At 56.7% G+C, this 15,071-nt stretch carries 18 protein-coding genes; 9 read left to right on the top strand and 9 right to left on the bottom strand.

Going from position 1 to position 15,071, the window contains the following annotated elements:
- Position 1 precedes the first annotated feature (1 nt).
- Positions 2-463, top strand: coding sequence for a PTS sugar transporter subunit IIA (locus CU100_RS13805; protein WP_106717094.1), 462 nt, complete (start codon positions 2-4; stop codon positions 461-463).
- 27 nt (positions 464-490) lie between these two features.
- Positions 491-778 carry a PTS sugar transporter subunit IIB gene (locus tag CU100_RS13800; protein WP_106717093.1) on the top strand — a complete coding sequence of 96 codons (288 nt, stop codon included), beginning with the start codon at positions 491-493 and terminating at the stop codon, positions 776-778.
- 68 nt (positions 779-846) lie between these two features.
- On the opposite strand, the gene CU100_RS13795 is transcribed toward CU100_RS13800, so the two are convergent.
- On the bottom strand, positions 847-2,085 hold the full coding sequence (locus CU100_RS13795) for an MFS transporter (RefSeq protein ID WP_106717092.1): 1,239 nt from the start codon (positions 2,083-2,085) through the stop codon (positions 847-849).
- 154 nt (positions 2,086-2,239) lie between these two features.
- Here CU100_RS13795 and CU100_RS26585 point away from each other — a divergent pair, with 154 nt between their 5' ends.
- The 6 genes from CU100_RS26585 to panB all read left to right on the top strand — a co-directional run bounded on the left by CU100_RS26585 (position 2,240) and on the right by panB (position 7,868).
- Positions 2,240-2,458 carry a hypothetical protein gene (locus tag CU100_RS26585; RefSeq protein ID WP_146141846.1) on the top strand — a complete coding sequence of 73 codons (219 nt, stop codon included), beginning with the start codon at positions 2,240-2,242 and terminating at the stop codon, positions 2,456-2,458.
- 208 nt (positions 2,459-2,666) lie between these two features.
- Positions 2,667-3,740, top strand: a complete 1,074-nt coding sequence (gene nadA, locus CU100_RS13790; RefSeq protein ID WP_245419002.1) for a quinolinate synthase NadA — start codon at positions 2,667-2,669, stop codon at positions 3,738-3,740.
- A 13-nt stretch (positions 3,741-3,753) separates the two neighbouring features.
- Positions 3,754-5,313 carry an L-aspartate oxidase gene (locus CU100_RS13785; RefSeq protein ID WP_106717090.1) on the top strand — a complete coding sequence of 520 codons (1,560 nt, stop codon included), beginning with the start codon at positions 3,754-3,756 and terminating at the stop codon, positions 5,311-5,313.
- The gene (gene nadC / locus CU100_RS13780) at positions 5,313-6,188 is read left to right on the top strand and encodes a carboxylating nicotinate-nucleotide diphosphorylase (RefSeq protein ID WP_106717089.1); all 876 of its coding nucleotides are present in this window, start codon (positions 5,313-5,315) and stop codon (positions 6,186-6,188) included. Before CU100_RS13785 ends, nadC begins: the two co-directional genes overlap by 1 nt.
- Complete coding sequence (panC, locus tag CU100_RS13775; protein WP_106717088.1) at positions 6,185-7,030, top strand: pantoate--beta-alanine ligase; 846 nt, start codon at positions 6,185-6,187, stop codon at positions 7,028-7,030. Before nadC ends, panC begins: the two co-directional genes overlap by 4 nt.
- Positions 7,031-7,052: 22 nt before the next feature.
- Positions 7,053-7,868 carry a 3-methyl-2-oxobutanoate hydroxymethyltransferase gene (gene panB, locus CU100_RS13770; RefSeq protein ID WP_106717087.1) on the top strand — a complete coding sequence of 272 codons (816 nt, stop codon included), beginning with the start codon at positions 7,053-7,055 and terminating at the stop codon, positions 7,866-7,868.
- A gap of 71 nt (positions 7,869-7,939) precedes the next feature.
- Here the strand turns inward: panB and CU100_RS13765 are convergent, their stop codons facing one another.
- From CU100_RS13765 to ygfZ, 5 genes are read right to left on the bottom strand one after another with little or no spacing between them, the layout of a single operon-like run.
- Complete coding sequence (locus CU100_RS13765) at positions 7,940-8,464, bottom strand: cupin domain-containing protein (protein WP_106717086.1); 525 nt, start codon at positions 8,462-8,464, stop codon at positions 7,940-7,942.
- A gap of 9 nt (positions 8,465-8,473) precedes the next feature.
- Entirely contained in the window at positions 8,474-9,430 is a 957-nt protein-coding gene (locus CU100_RS13760; RefSeq protein WP_106717085.1) for an NUDIX hydrolase, read from the bottom strand.
- A 2-nt stretch (positions 9,431-9,432) separates the two neighbouring features.
- Complete coding sequence (locus CU100_RS13755) at positions 9,433-9,948, bottom strand: tyrosine phosphatase family protein (protein ID WP_106717084.1); 516 nt, start codon at positions 9,946-9,948, stop codon at positions 9,433-9,435.
- 4 nt (positions 9,949-9,952) lie between these two features.
- On the bottom strand, positions 9,953-10,597 hold the full coding sequence (locus CU100_RS13750; protein WP_106717083.1) for a YfbR-like 5'-deoxynucleotidase: 645 nt from the start codon (positions 10,595-10,597) through the stop codon (positions 9,953-9,955).
- A gap of 13 nt (positions 10,598-10,610) precedes the next feature.
- Complete coding sequence (ygfZ, locus tag CU100_RS13745) at positions 10,611-11,459, bottom strand: CAF17-like 4Fe-4S cluster assembly/insertion protein YgfZ (protein WP_106717082.1); 849 nt, start codon at positions 11,457-11,459, stop codon at positions 10,611-10,613.
- 76 nt (positions 11,460-11,535) lie between these two features.
- On the opposite strand from ygfZ, the gene CU100_RS13740 reads away from it, so the two are divergent.
- Entirely contained in the window at positions 11,536-12,870 is a 1,335-nt protein-coding gene (locus tag CU100_RS13740) for a dihydroorotase (protein WP_106717081.1), read from the top strand.
- Here CU100_RS13740 and CU100_RS13735 read toward each other — a convergent pair.
- The 3 genes from CU100_RS13735 to CU100_RS13725 are packed head-to-tail and all read right to left on the bottom strand — an operon-like array spanning position 12,858 to position 15,011.
- Positions 12,858-13,646, bottom strand: coding sequence for a PhzF family phenazine biosynthesis protein (locus CU100_RS13735; RefSeq protein ID WP_245419001.1), 789 nt, complete (start codon positions 13,644-13,646; stop codon positions 12,858-12,860). The genes CU100_RS13740 and CU100_RS13735 overlap by 13 nt on opposite strands.
- Before the next feature lie 53 nt (positions 13,647-13,699).
- Complete coding sequence (locus CU100_RS13730) at positions 13,700-14,569, bottom strand: sigma-70 family RNA polymerase sigma factor (protein WP_106717080.1); 870 nt, start codon at positions 14,567-14,569, stop codon at positions 13,700-13,702.
- Complete coding sequence (locus tag CU100_RS13725) at positions 14,556-15,011, bottom strand: carboxymuconolactone decarboxylase family protein (protein ID WP_106717079.1); 456 nt, start codon at positions 15,009-15,011, stop codon at positions 14,556-14,558. The genes CU100_RS13730 and CU100_RS13725 overlap by 14 nt, the downstream gene beginning before the upstream one ends.
- Positions 15,012-15,071: the final 60 nt, after the last annotated feature.

Genomic DNA, 15,071 nt, shown 5'->3' with positions numbered 1-15,071 from the left:
GATGGCGCAAGCCTTGATGAACTATCTTGATCCCGGGGCAATTGTCCTCGGGCTCAAGGCCGCGACAGATCAGGATGTCATCCGCATTCTGGCCGACCGCCTGGAGTCCCTCGGTTATATCAAGCCGAGCTTTGCCGAAGCCGTGATTGCCCGTGAGGCCAGACTGCCCACGGGCCTGCCGCTTGGCGGTAAGAACAACGTAGCGGTTCCGCATACGGACCCGGTACACGTGCTCAAGCCAGGCCTGGCTCTTGCCACCCTTGTTGATCCGGTGCCGTTCTCCAATATGGAAGACGCGGACGAAAAGCTTGAGGTCAAAGTCGTCTTCCTGATGGCTCTCAACGACAAGGATATGCAGATAGAAATGCTGCAGGAGATTGCTGGTACAATTCAATCACCCGAAGTGATTGCGGCATTGATTGCATCCAAATCGGTGGAAGACGTCTCCCGCCTTCTTGGATAGATTGCTATAGAAATTAGTGAGGAAACCATGGCTAAACAGAAAACCGTACTTTTCGCATGCGGAACCGGCATTGCAACGTCGACAGTGGTTGCTCATGCTGTTGAGGATGCAATGAAAGAGCGCGGCATCCGCTTCAATTCTAGGCAGTGCAAGGCGACCGAGGTCGCAGGGCAGATCGATGATGTCGATCTCGTCGTCACAACGACGCAACTGCCGAAGGACTTGGGCAAACCCGTGATTACCACCCTGGCTTTCCTGACGGGTATCGGTAAGGCGGATGCACTCGACAAGATCGAGGCTGCTCTGCGAGATTGACGATCAGGCTTTGGAAATCGAAGTCCGCTGTCCAATTGTCTTGGCGGCGGACTTTTCTATAACGGTTGTTACTCAGCCGGCTGGAGAGCGGGACGCACAGCCGCAGTTTCTTCGATCGGCCAGTGAACGATAGCCGCAAAGATCCCTAGCACGACGCCAAGCCACCAGACGGGGTCATAGCTGCCAAAGTGGTCATAGAGATAGCCACCTAGCCAGACACCGAGGAACGATCCGATCTGGTGCGAGAAAAACACGACGCCACCCAGCATTCCGAGGTAGCGCGTTCCGAACATGATCGCGACCAGCGAATTCGTTGGCGGAACGGTCGAAAGCCACATCAGGCCCATGAGGATCGCGAACACAATCACTGATGTTCCCGTTTGCGGCAATAGGAGAAAGGCTGTGACCAATATGGATCGCCCGATATACAGGAATGCCAGGAACTTCGGCTTGGAATAACGCTGACTGATCACGCCCGATGCGAGTGAGCCGATGATGTTGAAAAACCCGATCAGCGCTAACGCGAGCACTGCATACGTAGCATCGATCCCGATGTCGCCCAGATAGGCGGGAAAATGCGCCGTGATGAACGCGACCTGAAATCCGCACACGAAGAAGCCGGTCGTCAGCAACAAATAGCTCTTGTGCGCGAATGCTTCCTTCAGTGCTTGGCCGATCGACTGCTTGTACTGCGCCTCGCTGGTTCGGCCACTGGTGGAATTCCCCCTGAGGGGGATCGCGAGAAGGGGTACGATCAGCATGGCGATACCAAGGTAAACCAGCCCATCCGACCAGCCGAAACGATCGATCAATCCCTGACTGATCGGCGCAAAAACAAACATCCCGGCGGACCCGGCAGCGGTTCCAATACCGAAAACGAACGTACGATTGGCTGCTGACACATTGCGTGCGAAGGCTGACAGAATGACCCCGAAAGATCCGGCTGCGATGCCAAGGCCAACGAGCACACCGCCGCCGAGATAGAGAATGCCCGGCGATGTTGCCCAAGCCATCATCACCAATCCGCTGGAATAAAGCAGCGCGGATGCGAGCAGTACACGCCACGTTCCATACTTGTCAGCAATCGCGCCAAAGAATGGCTGGCCTGCACCCCAGAACAGATTTTGCAGTGCCATGGCCATGCCGAATGTACTTCTATCCCAACCTTTCTCGGCGAGCATTGGCAACTGGAAAAATCCCATCGCCGAGCGGGGCCCGAATGTCAGGAGCGCGATGAGACAACCGGCAATGATGATGAGCCAGGGAACGCCGGGTTTCTGGACGACACTTGCTTCGTTCTGCGGCATAGCCGTCTCCATTTTAGAGGAAATGCAGGATTATCCGATTTGTCATGCCAATCAATTGAATAGAGTTGATTGGTACTTAAATGAGTTTGATGGGTACTCAGCGATGAGAATATTGCGCTGCTTGCGCAATGGCTTAAACAGGGGCTACGACTTCATGCATCTCTTCTTGTCTTTTCTGGTGCTGAGCGCAATGACACTCGGCGGCTGTGCCAACTCGGGTAGCGTCAGTCCACTGGTCTGGTGTGATCGGCCAAGTGATCACGACGCCAGGATATTTACCGACTGCACTCCTCCGATCGGCGGCGACAGCCCGCAACGGCGTTATATCCAGGACCGCCAGTTCAATGACTACCGACAGTCACGCGGCCGGTAATAGGTTGGGCTAGGTGCCAGGAATAGCTTACGCCTCCATCTTGAAATACCGATTATCGATCTTGAAGCCAATCGGATAATCGCCTATGTAATGCGCGACGGCTCTGCCGTTTTTCTTTTGGCCATAAATATGCTCAAATTGAGTATAAATGGTCTAGTCGAGAACCCGGCTCGTTTGCCGAGTGAGCGTATGTCCAGGAGGAATGGATATGACTAGTGCTGCCCGCATCGATACTGACCGCGTGTCCAGTCAAAATGCAGCCGATCGCTTTGGCATAGTGGAAATGCCGGATCTGACCTATACGCCGGCCATCGCCGCTGAAACCGAGCATCTCTATGCGCGCGTAGCCCACCACATCCCACGGATGGAATGGCCGGTATATGCACCCTATGTAGCCGCCATCAACCGTTTGAAGAAGCAGCGCAACGCCGTCATTCTAGCCCACAATTATCAAACCCCGGAGATTTTCCACTGCGTCGCCGACATTGTTGGCGACTCCCTTCAACTCGCCAAGGAAGCAACACGGGTAGACTCGGAAATCATCGTTCAATGCGGCGTGCATTTCATGGCCGAGACGTCCAAATTGCTCAATCCGCACAAAACAGTGCTGATTCCTGACATGCGGGCAGGTTGTTCACTGGCAGAGTCGATCACCGGTGCCGACGTTCGCCTCTTGCGCGAAACCTATCCTGGTGTCCCGATCGTCACCTATGTGAATACGTCCGCGGAGGTGAAGGCCGAGAGCGATATCTGCTGCACTTCAGCCAATGCCGTAGAGGTTGTCGAGAGCTTCGGTGTCGATCGCGTTCTGTGCATTCCAGACGAGTTTCTCGCGCAGAATGTAGCTGCGCAGACCAACGTCAAGATTCTGACCTGGAAAGGCCACTGCGAGGTACACGAGCGGTTCACGGCGGATGAGCTGCTCGCGTATAGGGCTGCTGATCCCGACATCCAGATTATTGCCCACCCCGAATGTCCGCCTGAAGTCGTGGCCATTGCTGATTATACGGGCTCGACGCGCGGTATGATCGACTATGTGAAGGACAATCGTCCAGCCAAGGTACTGCTCGTCACGGAATGCTCCATGGCTTCCAATATCGAATCCGAAGTACCCGACGTGAAGTTCATCAAGCCATGCAATCTTTGCCCCCACATGAAGCGCATCACACTGCCGAATATTCTCCAAAGCCTGGTCTACATGCGTGAGGAAATTCATGTCGATCCGCTGATCGCCGAAAGAGCGCGGCTTGCGGTGGAACGCATGGTCAACCTGAAGAACTGAGCGGGATAAGCTGATGTCCATTCATTCCGATCCCGTCATCATCATCGGTGGCGGACTTGCCGGGCTCTTTTGCGCGCTTAAGCTTGCTCCGCGGGCGGTCACCGTACTTGCTGCAGCACCCATAGGCCGCGGTGCATCCTCCGCCTGGGCACAAGCTGGTATTGCGGCCGCAGTCTCGGAAGGCGACACAAAGGAAAAACACGTTGCGGACACTGTCGCCGCCGGTGACGGCATCGTCGACGAGACCATCGCTCGCTTGATGGCGAACGAAGCAGTATCGCGTGTCCACGATCTTCTCGGTTATGGCGTTCCCTTCGACCGCGATCTGGAAGGCAGATTGCAGGTTTCACGCGAAGCTGCGCATTCGGAAAGTCGAATTGTGAGGGTGCGCGGCGATATGGCAGGTCGCGCAATTATGCAGGCGCTGGTCAAGGCAGTGGAGCAAACCCCATCGATCCGGGTGATGGAGGGGTATGTGGTCGAAGACCTTCTGACTAATAAAGGAACGGTGACCGGCGTTGTAGCCAGAACAGAGGCCGGGCGCGGCGAACAGGTAAGGCTGGCCTCCAGCGCTGTTGTGATTGCGACCGGCGGCATCGGCCATCTCTATGCGGTTACCACCAATCCCTCCGAGGCACGCGGGGAGGGTATCGGCATGGCTGCTCGCGCGGGTGCAATGATGGCGGATATGGAGTTCGTCCAATTCCATCCAACCGCGCTAAACGTCAACAAAGACCCGGCGCCATTAGCCACCGAGGCTCTTCGCGGGCATGGCGCAACACTGATCAATCGTGTCGGTGAGCGTTTCATGCTCAAGCTGGACCCTGATGCGGAACTCGGGCCGCGCGATGTTGTGGCACGGGGGATTTACGGCGAAGTCATGGCAGGACGTGGTGCCTGGCTCGACTGTACAAAGGCCGTGGGCGCTTCCTTCGCCGATGAATTCCCCACCGTCTACAAATATTGCCGCGATGCCGGTATCGACCCGGTCACCGACCCCATTCCCGTTGTTCCTGCCGCACACTATTTCATGGGTGGTATCCTGACGGACGCAGATGGGCGAACCTCCATGGATGGGCTATGGGCCTGCGGCGAATGCACTTCGACTGGAGCGCATGGAGCAAACAGATTGGCATCGAACTCGCTGCTTGAAGCTGTTGTCTTCTCGGCACGCATTGCCGCGAAGATTGGCAAGGGCGAGGCGAGACACACGGGAGATTGGTCTAAAGGCTCGGTTGACAGATATGATCTGCTCGCCGAAGCAGATACGGCAGCGATGTCCACGCTGCGAAAGACAATGAGCGCGAGTTTTGGCGTTATCCGCAACCGCAAGGGCATGCTTGAAGGATTGAAAACCATTCTCGAACTTGACCAGACCAATCGTGATGCAGCATTTCGCAATGTATTGGCGACGGCGAAGCTCGTTGCCGTCAGCGCTTTGCGGCGTGAGGAAAGTCGCGGCGGACATTTCCGTGATGATTTCCCCAAAAAGCGCCCTGAGTGGCAGCACAGGACGTTTATCAGTCTAGCCGATGCCGACGCCTCGCTGCGCGAAATGATGGAGCTGGCCTGATGGCTGAGGACGTGCAGACGGCTTTCCCGCCATCTCTACCGCAATTGCTGATCGTCGACGCTGTGCGTGCTGCCTTGCTCGAAGATCTGGGGAGGGCTGGCGATTTGACGACGAACGCGACATTGCCGGAAAGTGCCCGCGCCAAGGCCGTGATTTCGAGTCGGGAAGCCGGGACGATCTGCGGTATCCACTTCGCGAGCACCGCTTTTGCGCTGATGGATCAGGAACTCAAATTCACCGGGCTGGTCAAAGACGGGGCGAAGGTCAAGCCGGGCGATCATATTGCTCGGCTTGAAGGCAATGCCCGCGCCATCCTCTCCGCGGAGCGCGTCGCGCTCAATTTCCTCATGCATCTCAGCGGTATTGCCAGCAGCACAGCGAAATTCGCCGACTTGATCGGCCATACCAACGCGAAGATTTGTGATACGCGCAAGACCATCCCCGGCATGCGAGCGTTCGCCAAATATGCGGTCAAATGCGGTGGGGGCTCCAACCATCGCTTCGGTCTCGATGACGCAATTCTGATCAAAGATAATCACATCGCGATCGCGGGTGGTGTTGCAAAGGCCATTATCGCCGCCCGCGCCTATGTCGGACATCTCGTCAAGATTGAGGTCGAGGTGGACAACCTCGAGCAGTTCGAGGAAGCGCTGTCGGTCCACGCCGATGTGATTCTTCTGGATAACATGAGCCTGGAACTCCTTGATAAGGCGGTAAAAATCAACGGTGGCCGCGCCAAGCTAGAGGCATCCGGCAACATAGCTTTTGACACGGTCAAGGCTATTGCCGAGACCGGCGTCGATTATATCTCGACGTCAAAAATCACCATGGCGGCCGCAACATTGGACATCGGACTGGATATCGAAATCAAATGAAGGTCATTGCCACCATCGCTGAACTGCGCGCCGCGCTGAGAATCGAGCGCCTGAATGGCAAGACCATCGGCCTCGTTCCCACAATGGGTTATCTGCACATTGGTCACATGACGCTCGTCCGTCATTCGAGAGCCGCGTCCGATATCACGGTGGTATCGATCTTCGTCAATCCGACGCAGTTTGGCCCGAATGAGGACCTCGCCGCTTACCCGCGCGATATGGCGGGCGATCTGGCCAAGCTCGAGAGCGAAGGCGTAGACTATGTCTTTACGCCGGATGTTTCGGAAGTATATCGGCCGGGTGCCAACACGATCGTCGAAAACCCGGTACTATCGCGAGTGCTGATCGGCAAAATCCGCCCTGGCCATTTCCGCGGCGTGACCACTGTCGTGACCAAGCTGTTCAATATCGTCCAACCGGATCAGGCATTCTTCGGCGAGAAAGACTATCAGCAATTGACGATCATTCGCCAAATGGTTGCTGATCTCGACGTTCCAACTGAGATCACAGGTGTTGCCACCGTGCGTGAGGCTGATGGCCTGGCGTGTTCATCGCGCAATGCTCTGCTCACGCCCTCCGACCGGAAGGCCGCGGTGATCTTGGCCAAGTCATTAGCGAAGGCAGAGGAGATGGTTGCGCAAGGACTGCGCTCCGTGTCGGCAATTCGCAATGCCGTTCGTGCGGTATTGCAAACCGAGAAGCGAGGAGAGATCGAATCGGTCGACGTTCGCGATGCACGGACACTTGATCCGTTGTCGGGCAAATTCAGGCAACCGGTCGTTATTCTCTTGACGGTCCGCTTCGGCAAGGTGCGTTTGATTGATCAGCGTGTCATAGGCTGAACGGAAAAGTTGGAGGAGAGCTATGAGCCAGGAGATCGTAATACGCCGGATCACAGCGCCCGAGATACGTAGTCGCAAGGGTGGCGATCCTATCGTTGCCCTGACCTCTTATCATGCCAATACGGCTCATATCGTTGACCGGCACGCCGACATTCTCCTCGTGGGAGACAGTCTTGGCATGGTTCTATACGCCATGGAGTCGACCCTCGGCGTATCGCTCGATTTGATGATCATGCATGGCCGTGCGGTGGTGCAAGGTTCTTCTCACGCTCTGGTCGTGGTGGATATGCCCTTCGGCTCTTACGAAGAGAGCCCAGCGATTGCTTTTCGCAATGCTGCTCGCATCATGAAAGAGACCGGCTGCGGTGCAGTCAAGCTTGAGGGCGGCAACCGCATGGCCGACACTATCCGCTTCCTGATACAGCGCGGCATACCTGTCATGGGGCATATCGGGCTGACGCCGCAGTCCGTCAACACACTCGGCGGGTTCAAGACGCAAGGGCGTGACACGGCACTATGGCCGCTGATCAAGGCCGATGCGCAGGCAGTGAGCGATGCAGGCGCTTTTTCCGTTGTGCTCGAAGGCATCGTGGAGCCGCTTGCCGCCGAGATTTCGCACGAGATCGCCATTCCAACAATCGGGATTGGTGGCTCGAAGGAGTGCGACGGACAAATCCTCGTGCTTGAGGACATGCTGGGCTACAACCCAAGGCCGCCTAAATTTGTGAAGGTGTATGGCACTGTGGGCACTGCTATCGACGAAGCTGTCAAGGCCTACGCGGAAGACGTCCGTTCACGGAAGTTTCCGGCCAATGAGAACGTCTATCTGCTGAAGTAGGGATATATCCAGCGGAAACGTCTGGATATTGCTCGCGGGTAGTATGCGGTTCACCAGACGATCAAGTCCGGTCAATCAGACGATAAAGTCCGCTCTTGTTTCCTGGTGTCAGCGCCTTGCCAGTAATCCATCGTGGACGACCTGTCATAGCCTTCGCCCATCAAGCGCACGCCGACACGCCCGGTTTCAGGATACACCACCACCTCGTTCGGGTTCTTCTCGCCAATCATGATGAATCGGCAGGGCGAAGCGCTGTGATTGTAGAACGAATGTCCGACTTTCTGGCCGGCCGGAAAGCAGACATGGTCACCCGCCTTCATTGGATAAGTTTTTTCGCCTAGCCGTAGCGTCATCTCACCTTCAAGAATGAAAGCCTGCTCTTCCTCGATCATATGGTAGTGGTTGAGGCTCGACTCCATCCCAGGGGCCAGTTCTTCGAGTGCAACGCCGACGTGGTTTGCGCCGCCGAAGCCTGAAAGATAGCGGAACCTGCTGCCATAGCGTGTTCCCTCTGACCATTCCTCGACAGGGACAGCCTCCGACGCAAACGGCTCGGATATCCCTTCGGCATTTACTGATGTCGCCCTGTCGTTCATCTCATCCTCCTATGCTCTGCCGCCGACGCGCAATCCTGCCACGCTGCGTTCTTCGAGCACATCGTGACGGAAGCGATAGAGCGCAGCGGGTCGGCCGCGCGCCTGGATCTGTTCTTCCCCAGTCGGTTCGACCAGTTCCGTTGTCTCGACCAGCCTGCGAAAATTCTGCTTGTGCAGGTGGCGGCCAGAGATTGCCTCAACGGTCTCCTGCAACGCCGTCAAGGTAAAAGTGGGTGCCATCAGCTCGAACACGACCGGCCTATACTTCAGTTTGGCGCGTAGCCGCGAGATTGCCGTTGCAAGGATGCGCCGGTGATCGAAACTCATTGAAAGACCAAGCATTCGAGAAAGGTGGGTGCCCTCCGAGCGTCCATCCCTCGCTGCCTCCTCGACCAGCCCCGCTTCATACAAAAGCTCATATCGTTCGAGCACGCGCTCTTCATCCCAAACAATTCCATCGTCTCCGAATGCAAGCCGGAAACGGCTTAGACGGGCGGGGAGTCCGCTTCTGCCGGCCCATTCACGCAGGGCGGGGCGGATAGCCTCATCGATCATAGCCGGTTTGCCACCGCGCCAGTCTTCCCAAGGCAGGAACGAATACCAGCTTCGCCACCGGGCTCCGGATTTCCTCAGGGCGTCCCCATCGGCGGTTATGCGCGTGAGCGCTAGATAGCCGACCGAAACGATATGGAGATCACGATCTTCTGCGGTCTTGTGACGGCCGCGATCCCCGAATGTATAGAGCTGTTCGACATATCCGAGACGAAGTGGCGTCTGCTCCGCCACCCATTCGCGCAAACCGGTTTCAAAAGTCCGATGCAACAACGGATTGAACGCTCCGAAGGGCAACTCGTCGCGCTCCGGATCTTCGGCTGAAGGTGTGGTCAAGATCAGGGGATCGTTGTTGGCAACGGCCACGATCGCGGCGCTGAGATTAATCTCGACGGCATTGGGCGCACCAGTCATGCTCACACCGTCAGCGGTAAGATGAAAGGCTTTCCCTCGAAGGCTTCTTCACCGCGTCCGATCGAACGTATTGCATCGACCATCCGGCCTTTGCGCCCGAGTATATCATCGGCGAGCGCTATAAGTCTGCCGTTGGGGGTGGCAGAGGGCGCGTTGTGGCGCAATATCCGCGCCAACTCCAGTTCATCGAACTCGGGATTAAGGGCAATTGCGGTGATATAGGCCGCAGCGGTCGAGCGTGAGACGCCCGCATAGCAGTGAATGAGCAATGGAGCCTGGCGATCCCAACGTTGTCCAAAGGAGATAAGTTGGCTGACATGCTCGGCGACCGGGTGCGTCATACCTTCCATAGGTTCGGTGATGTCGTTAAAACCTAGAAACAGGTGGCGCGCTTCGGCAATCTCGACAGGCCGCGCGACGACCGTGCCGATGTTGATGAGCGTTACCATATCGCGAGCACCGAAACGGGTTGCAGATTCGGCTAGCCGAGACAGAGGTGAGACAACAACGTGCGGCATAATCTTATTCCCGGTTAGGTGAACGTTGCTCATCAAGTACTGCAAAACGCGCCAAAAAAGCGCTTTGTGCATTCTGGGTCGCGAGGGCTGTCAAGTCGAGAGCTTCCGGGTCAATTCCGCGGGGCCGCCCGAAAAACCGCACCGCTTCCTTCTCCGCGAATCCCGCAAGCCGTGTCGCTTCAAAATATGCGGCGATCGCATCTGCCCGCTTGATCAAAACGCGCAACTCCTGCCCAATCTCCGGCACTAGCGAAAACCTCAAGTGAATGGCGCGTTGAAGCCTTGACTCGACACTCTTGTAATCTCCACCAACGACAGCTTTGAAGGGCGAGATCATATCGCCTATCACATATTCCGGTGCATCATGAAGAAGCGTGATCAGGCGCTGTTCCGTTGTAGGTCCAGAGGCGATCTTGCCAAAGATTTCCTCCACTAGCAGCGAGTGCTGTGCCACCGAAAAAGCGTGGTCCCCGATCGTCTGGCCATTCCAGCGAGCGACCCGCGCCAGCCCCTGTGCAATGTCCTCGATTTCGATATCGAGAGGCGAGGGATCGAGCAAATCCAATCGCCGTCCGGAGAGCATTCGCTGCCACGCTCGAAATTCTTCCTTCTTCCAACTGCTCGGTTGCGGTTTTTCCGGTCGCAGCATTCCCACTCCTCGGTCAGGCCTCTTGCGTCGCCTCGGGGAATGTAAACCGGTGTTCGGGAGGAATGGCAAGGTGGATAGGAATATCTCCTGCCAGTATTGGCACGCCGCTGTCCATCGCGTCCTTAACCCGGTCGATGCGGGCGAGAGCCAGTGCAGATGACCCTGCGACGCTTCCAAGCCTGCCAATTTCGCGTTCGTTGGCTGTTATTGCTGTGCCGGGTTCGGGCAAGCCTGACTTCCCGGTGGCGACTAGAATACGTCGCCTTGCCGTACCGCGGTGGTGCATGCGCGACACAACCTCCTGGCCGACAAAGCAACCCTTCCTGAAGGAGACACCGCCGGTCTGGTCCAGATTGACGTCATGCGGAAAAGCATCGCCCAGCGAGTAATCGAGTGGAGCTTCCGCGACCCCGTGTTTAATGCGAAGGGCTGTCCATGCTGCTTCGTCCTGATCTACGTCCGGACCGCCATACTGTCGCTTAACACCCACCACGTCGGGGAAGCGCCGGTCCCGCAATGCTGAATCAGTTTCTGAGACATCGGACTCGCTTTCCCACAAAACCTGGACAACCGGCTCTAAATGCACGGCAATTTGCACTCGGGCCCGCAACTTGTATAGGGTCAATCGCTTTGACAGGTCGTCGGCGGACGTCAGCAGCGTATCAAGGCGCAAGCCACCTTCGGTACGTGAGACTAGAAATTCGAACAGGATCTTGCCTTGAGGATTGAGCAGGGCACCGGCTTTCAGATCTCCTTGTTCCAGGGCATCGAGATCGGCGGTGATGAGGTTTTGCAGGAAATCCTCGGCATCTTCGCCGTTCACCTCCAAGACTGCTCTTCCACTTAAACTTTGCCGTGGCATTCGATCACCCTTGCCTTTCCCGCCCCTGTTACGTAATCCGCAGGCGAAGCGTTCGCAAGGCTGGAGTGAAAAGCAAATGGCTCAGGTATTCGATACGATTTTCAGAAGCGGGATTGTCGTCAATCAAGATGGCGTCGCCTTGCGAGACATTGGCGTCAGCGGTGGCCGCATTGCGGCGATCGGCAACCTTGGCAGTGCTTCGGCCGGTGAGACTATCGATGCCACCGGATTGCACATCCTCCCGGGGGTCGTCGATAGTCAGGTGCATTTCCGCGAACCCGGCCTTGAACACAAGGAGGATCTGGAGAGCGGCTCGCGCTCCGCAGTGCTTGGCGGAGTGACGGCAGTGTTTGAAATGCCGAACACGAAGCCGCTCACGACTTCCGCAGAAAAGCTGGAGGACAAGGTTCGTCGCGGTCACCACCGGATGCATTGCGACTTTGCCTTCTGGGTTGGCGGCACGCGCGACAATGCCGGTGATGTAGCAGAGCTTGAGCGATTGCCGGGCGCCGCCGGCATAAAGGTTTTCATGGGTTCTTCTACCGGCGATCTGCTCGTGGAGGACGATGATGGTGTGCGTTCGATCCTGAAGAATACCCGCCGCCGCGCAGCATTCCACTCAGAGGACGAATTCCGTCTGCGCGAGCGAGAAGGCTTTCGCGTTCCGGGAGATCCCTCGTCCCATCCAGTCTGGCGGGACGAGATCGCAGCGCTGCAGTGCACGCAGCGCTTGGTCCGGATCGCTCGGGAAACCGGCGCGCGCATCCATGTCTTGCATATCTCCACAGCAGAAGAGATCGATTTTCTGGCGGACCACAAGGATGTGGCGAGTTGCGAGGCGACGCCACATCACCTGACGCTCGATGCAGGCCTGTACGGGACGCTTGGCACATTGTTGCAAATGAACCCGCCCGTTCGGGAGGCGCGCCATCGCGACGGCATCTGGAAGGGGATCGGGCAAGGGATCGTCGATGTTCTCGGCTCTGACCATGCGCCGCATACGCTCGAAGAGAAATCAAAGCCGTATCCAGCCTCACCATCGGGCATGACCGGCGTCCAGACCCTGGTGCCGATCATGCTTGACCACGTAAACGCTGGCCGCATGTCGATCGAGCGTTTCGTTGACTTGAGCTCGCATGGCCCCAATCGTCTGTTTGGCATGGCTCGCAAGGGCCGAATTGCTGTCGGGTACGATGCTGATTTAACCATAGTCGACATGAAGAGGCGCGTAACCATCACAAACGCCCAGGTCGGCTCAAAAGCTGGTTGGACACCCTATGATGGCAAGACTGTTACAGGCTGGCCGGTCGGCACGATCGTTCGCGGCCACAAGGTCATGTGGGAGGGAGAAATAGTCACACCGGGCCAAGGTGAGCCGGTCCTGTTCGGTGAGGCGCTTCAGGGCAGGTAGATTTTGGCCTTCATGAAGGTAACGGCCGATCCCGTGATCAGCACACGATCACCGGAAAGCTCACAGACAAGTTGCCCGCCACGCTTCGAACGCTGGAAGGCCGACAATTTGGTCTTGCCCAACTGTGCTGCCCAATAGGGCACCAGCGTCGAGTGGATGGAGCCTGTCACCGGGTCTTCCGGAATGCCGGCATGAGGAACGAAATAGCGCGACACAAAGTCGTGTTCGCCGCCTTTGGCCGTTATCACGAGCCCGAATGGATCGAGCTTCTCGATATTCGGCAAGTCCGGTATGAACTCGAGGACTGCCTGCTCGTCCCGCAACACAACGAATATGTTTTCGAAGTTTCGAAATACCGAGACGTGCAGACCTCCAGCGATCTCGCTGAGCATCGGAGGCATTGCGCCAATCGGTTGCGGTGGGAAACTTGGAAAATCAAGCTGGTATGCTGAGTTCTTCCTGTTGACCCTCAAAGCGCCGACCTTGGTTGTAAAAACCAACTCACCCTCGACGCCTAGCTCATTGGCAAGCACATGGGCTGTGGCAAGCGTTGCGTGGCCACAAAAGTCCACCTCGTGCACCGGGGTAAACCAGCGTAGGTCCCAGCCGTTGGGTTGCCGTTTGACGAAGGCGGTCTCGGCTAGATTGTTTTCACTCGCGATAGCTTGCATCGTTTCTACGGGAAGCCATTGATCGAGTACAAGGACCGCTGCCGGATTACCGCTAAAGAGTTCGGTGGTAAACGCGTCTACCTGATACATCGTCAACTGCTGCATTACGATTTCCTTTGAGGCAACGGCCGCCAAAGCTAGACCAAGCCCCACCGGGGTCAATGCGGAAAATTCAGATGCCGGAGTTTCTCGGGATTGCGCATCACATAGATCGCCTTGATCTTGCCATCCTCGATTTCAAGAGCGGTCGTCTGTGGCAGGCCGTCACTCTCCCTCGTGACAAAGCCCGGCAACCCATCGATAAAGCCTTGATGTAGAAGCGGTGGTAGCTGATACTCTGCCCGTCTTGAGACCCCTTCAAGAAACCGGCACACATTTGCAGCTGAATAGATCGGATTGACGACCGAGATCCGCTGGCCTCCGCCATCGGCATGGAGAACAACGTCCTGTGCCAAAAGAGCTTGCAGTGTCTGCATGTCGCCGGTGCGTGAAGCGGCGAAAAAGGCCTTGGCGATGTTCTGCCCTTGTTCGTTGGAGACCGGAAAACGGGGCTTGGCCTTCTGGATATGGCTACGGGCTCGACTCGCCAATTGCCGGCACGTGGCCGGATCGCGGCCGATTGCTTCCGAAACATGAGCGAAATCCTGTCCGAACACGTCGTGCAGCAGAAATGCGGCACGTTCGAGCGGCGAAAGACGCTCCAGAGCCATCATCAGCGTGAGGGTGATATCAGTATCCGTCTCCTCGTGGCTTGGGTCGAAGATGGGTTCTGGAAGCCATTCTCCCACGTAGGTTTCCCTCCGCACGCGCGCCGATTTCAAATGGTCGAGGCAAAGGCGTGTAATGGTGCGCACAAGAAATGCTTCTTCGCTGTGGACATCAGACCGGTCGGCCTGATGCCAGCGGATAAACCCCTCCTGAACGATATCCTCCGCCTCCGCGACCGAGCCGAGCATCCGATAGGCGATGCGGATCAGTCGCGGCCTGAGGCGGTTGAATGCCTCAGTTATGTTGTCAGGCTGCGGCACGGTCTTTTGCCACGGGGTGTACGGTGCGGAAGCCTATGGAGATTCTGTTCCAGGAATTGATTGTAACAATCATCATGGTCAGTTGTACGATTTCATCATCCGTAAAATGCGGCTTCAGGGCTTCATAGTCGGCATCAGGCGCATGCGTTTCGGACACCAGCGTCAGCGCCTCCGTCCAAGCCAATGCCGCGCGCTCGCGGTCGCTATAAAGCGGTGATTCCCTCCAGGCGTTAAGCAGGTAGAGCCGCTGCTCGGTCTCGCCGTTTGCGCGCGCATCCTTTGAATGCATGTCGAGGCAAAACGCACATCCATTGATCTGCGAAGCTCTCATCTTGATCAGCTCCTTGAGACTATGTTCAAGGCCGGATTTCTCGACGCTTTCGCTCATTTTTATCATTGGCTCGATACCGCCATGATTGAACAGGTTCAATCTCGCTTTCATGTCTATCTCCTTATCCGGCATTCAGTTGCCTGAACACAAGACGAGACAGCACTGCCAAAC

Source organism: Phyllobacterium endophyticum (genome assembly GCF_003010935.1).
Taxonomy (GTDB): domain Bacteria; phylum Pseudomonadota; class Alphaproteobacteria; order Rhizobiales; family Rhizobiaceae; genus Phyllobacterium; species Phyllobacterium endophyticum.
The sequence above is the reverse complement of the archived record's forward strand: the minus strand, read 5'-3'. Positions and strand labels throughout refer to the sequence as shown.

Bases quoted from the DNA above. Each gene is read 5' to 3' on its own strand.
- CU100_RS13805 (WP_106717094.1), top strand. From the start codon at position 2: ATGGCGCAAGCCTTGATGAACTATCTTGATCCCGGGGCAATTGTCCTC.
- CU100_RS13800 (WP_106717093.1), top strand. From the start codon at position 491: ATGGCTAAACAGAAAACCGTACTTTTCGCATGCGGAACCGGCATTGCA.
- CU100_RS13795 (WP_106717092.1), bottom strand. From the start codon at position 2,085: ATGCCGCAGAACGAAGCAAGTGTCGTCCAGAAACCCGGCGTTCCCTGG.
- CU100_RS26585 (WP_146141846.1), top strand. From the start codon at position 2,240: ATGCATCTCTTCTTGTCTTTTCTGGTGCTGAGCGCAATGACACTCGGC.
- nadA (WP_245419002.1), top strand. From the start codon at position 2,667: ATGACTAGTGCTGCCCGCATCGATACTGACCGCGTGTCCAGTCAAAAT.
- CU100_RS13785 (WP_106717090.1), top strand. From the start codon at position 3,754: ATGTCCATTCATTCCGATCCCGTCATCATCATCGGTGGCGGACTTGCC.
- nadC (WP_106717089.1), top strand. From the start codon at position 5,313: ATGGCTGAGGACGTGCAGACGGCTTTCCCGCCATCTCTACCGCAATTG.
- panC (WP_106717088.1), top strand. From the start codon at position 6,185: ATGAAGGTCATTGCCACCATCGCTGAACTGCGCGCCGCGCTGAGAATC.
- panB (WP_106717087.1), top strand. From the start codon at position 7,053: ATGAGCCAGGAGATCGTAATACGCCGGATCACAGCGCCCGAGATACGT.
- CU100_RS13765 (WP_106717086.1), bottom strand. From the start codon at position 8,464: ATGAACGACAGGGCGACATCAGTAAATGCCGAAGGGATATCCGAGCCG.
- CU100_RS13760 (WP_106717085.1), bottom strand. From the start codon at position 9,430: ATGACTGGTGCGCCCAATGCCGTCGAGATTAATCTCAGCGCCGCGATC.
- CU100_RS13755 (WP_106717084.1), bottom strand. From the start codon at position 9,948: ATGCCGCACGTTGTTGTCTCACCTCTGTCTCGGCTAGCCGAATCTGCA.
- CU100_RS13750 (WP_106717083.1), bottom strand. From the start codon at position 10,597: ATGCTGCGACCGGAAAAACCGCAACCGAGCAGTTGGAAGAAGGAAGAA.
- ygfZ (WP_106717082.1), bottom strand. From the start codon at position 11,459: ATGCCACGGCAAAGTTTAAGTGGAAGAGCAGTCTTGGAGGTGAACGGC.
- CU100_RS13740 (WP_106717081.1), top strand. From the start codon at position 11,536: ATGGCTCAGGTATTCGATACGATTTTCAGAAGCGGGATTGTCGTCAAT.
- CU100_RS13735 (WP_245419001.1), bottom strand. From the start codon at position 13,646: ATGCAGCAGTTGACGATGTATCAGGTAGACGCGTTTACCACCGAACTC.
- CU100_RS13725 (WP_106717079.1), bottom strand. From the start codon at position 15,011: ATGAAAGCGAGATTGAACCTGTTCAATCATGGCGGTATCGAGCCAATG.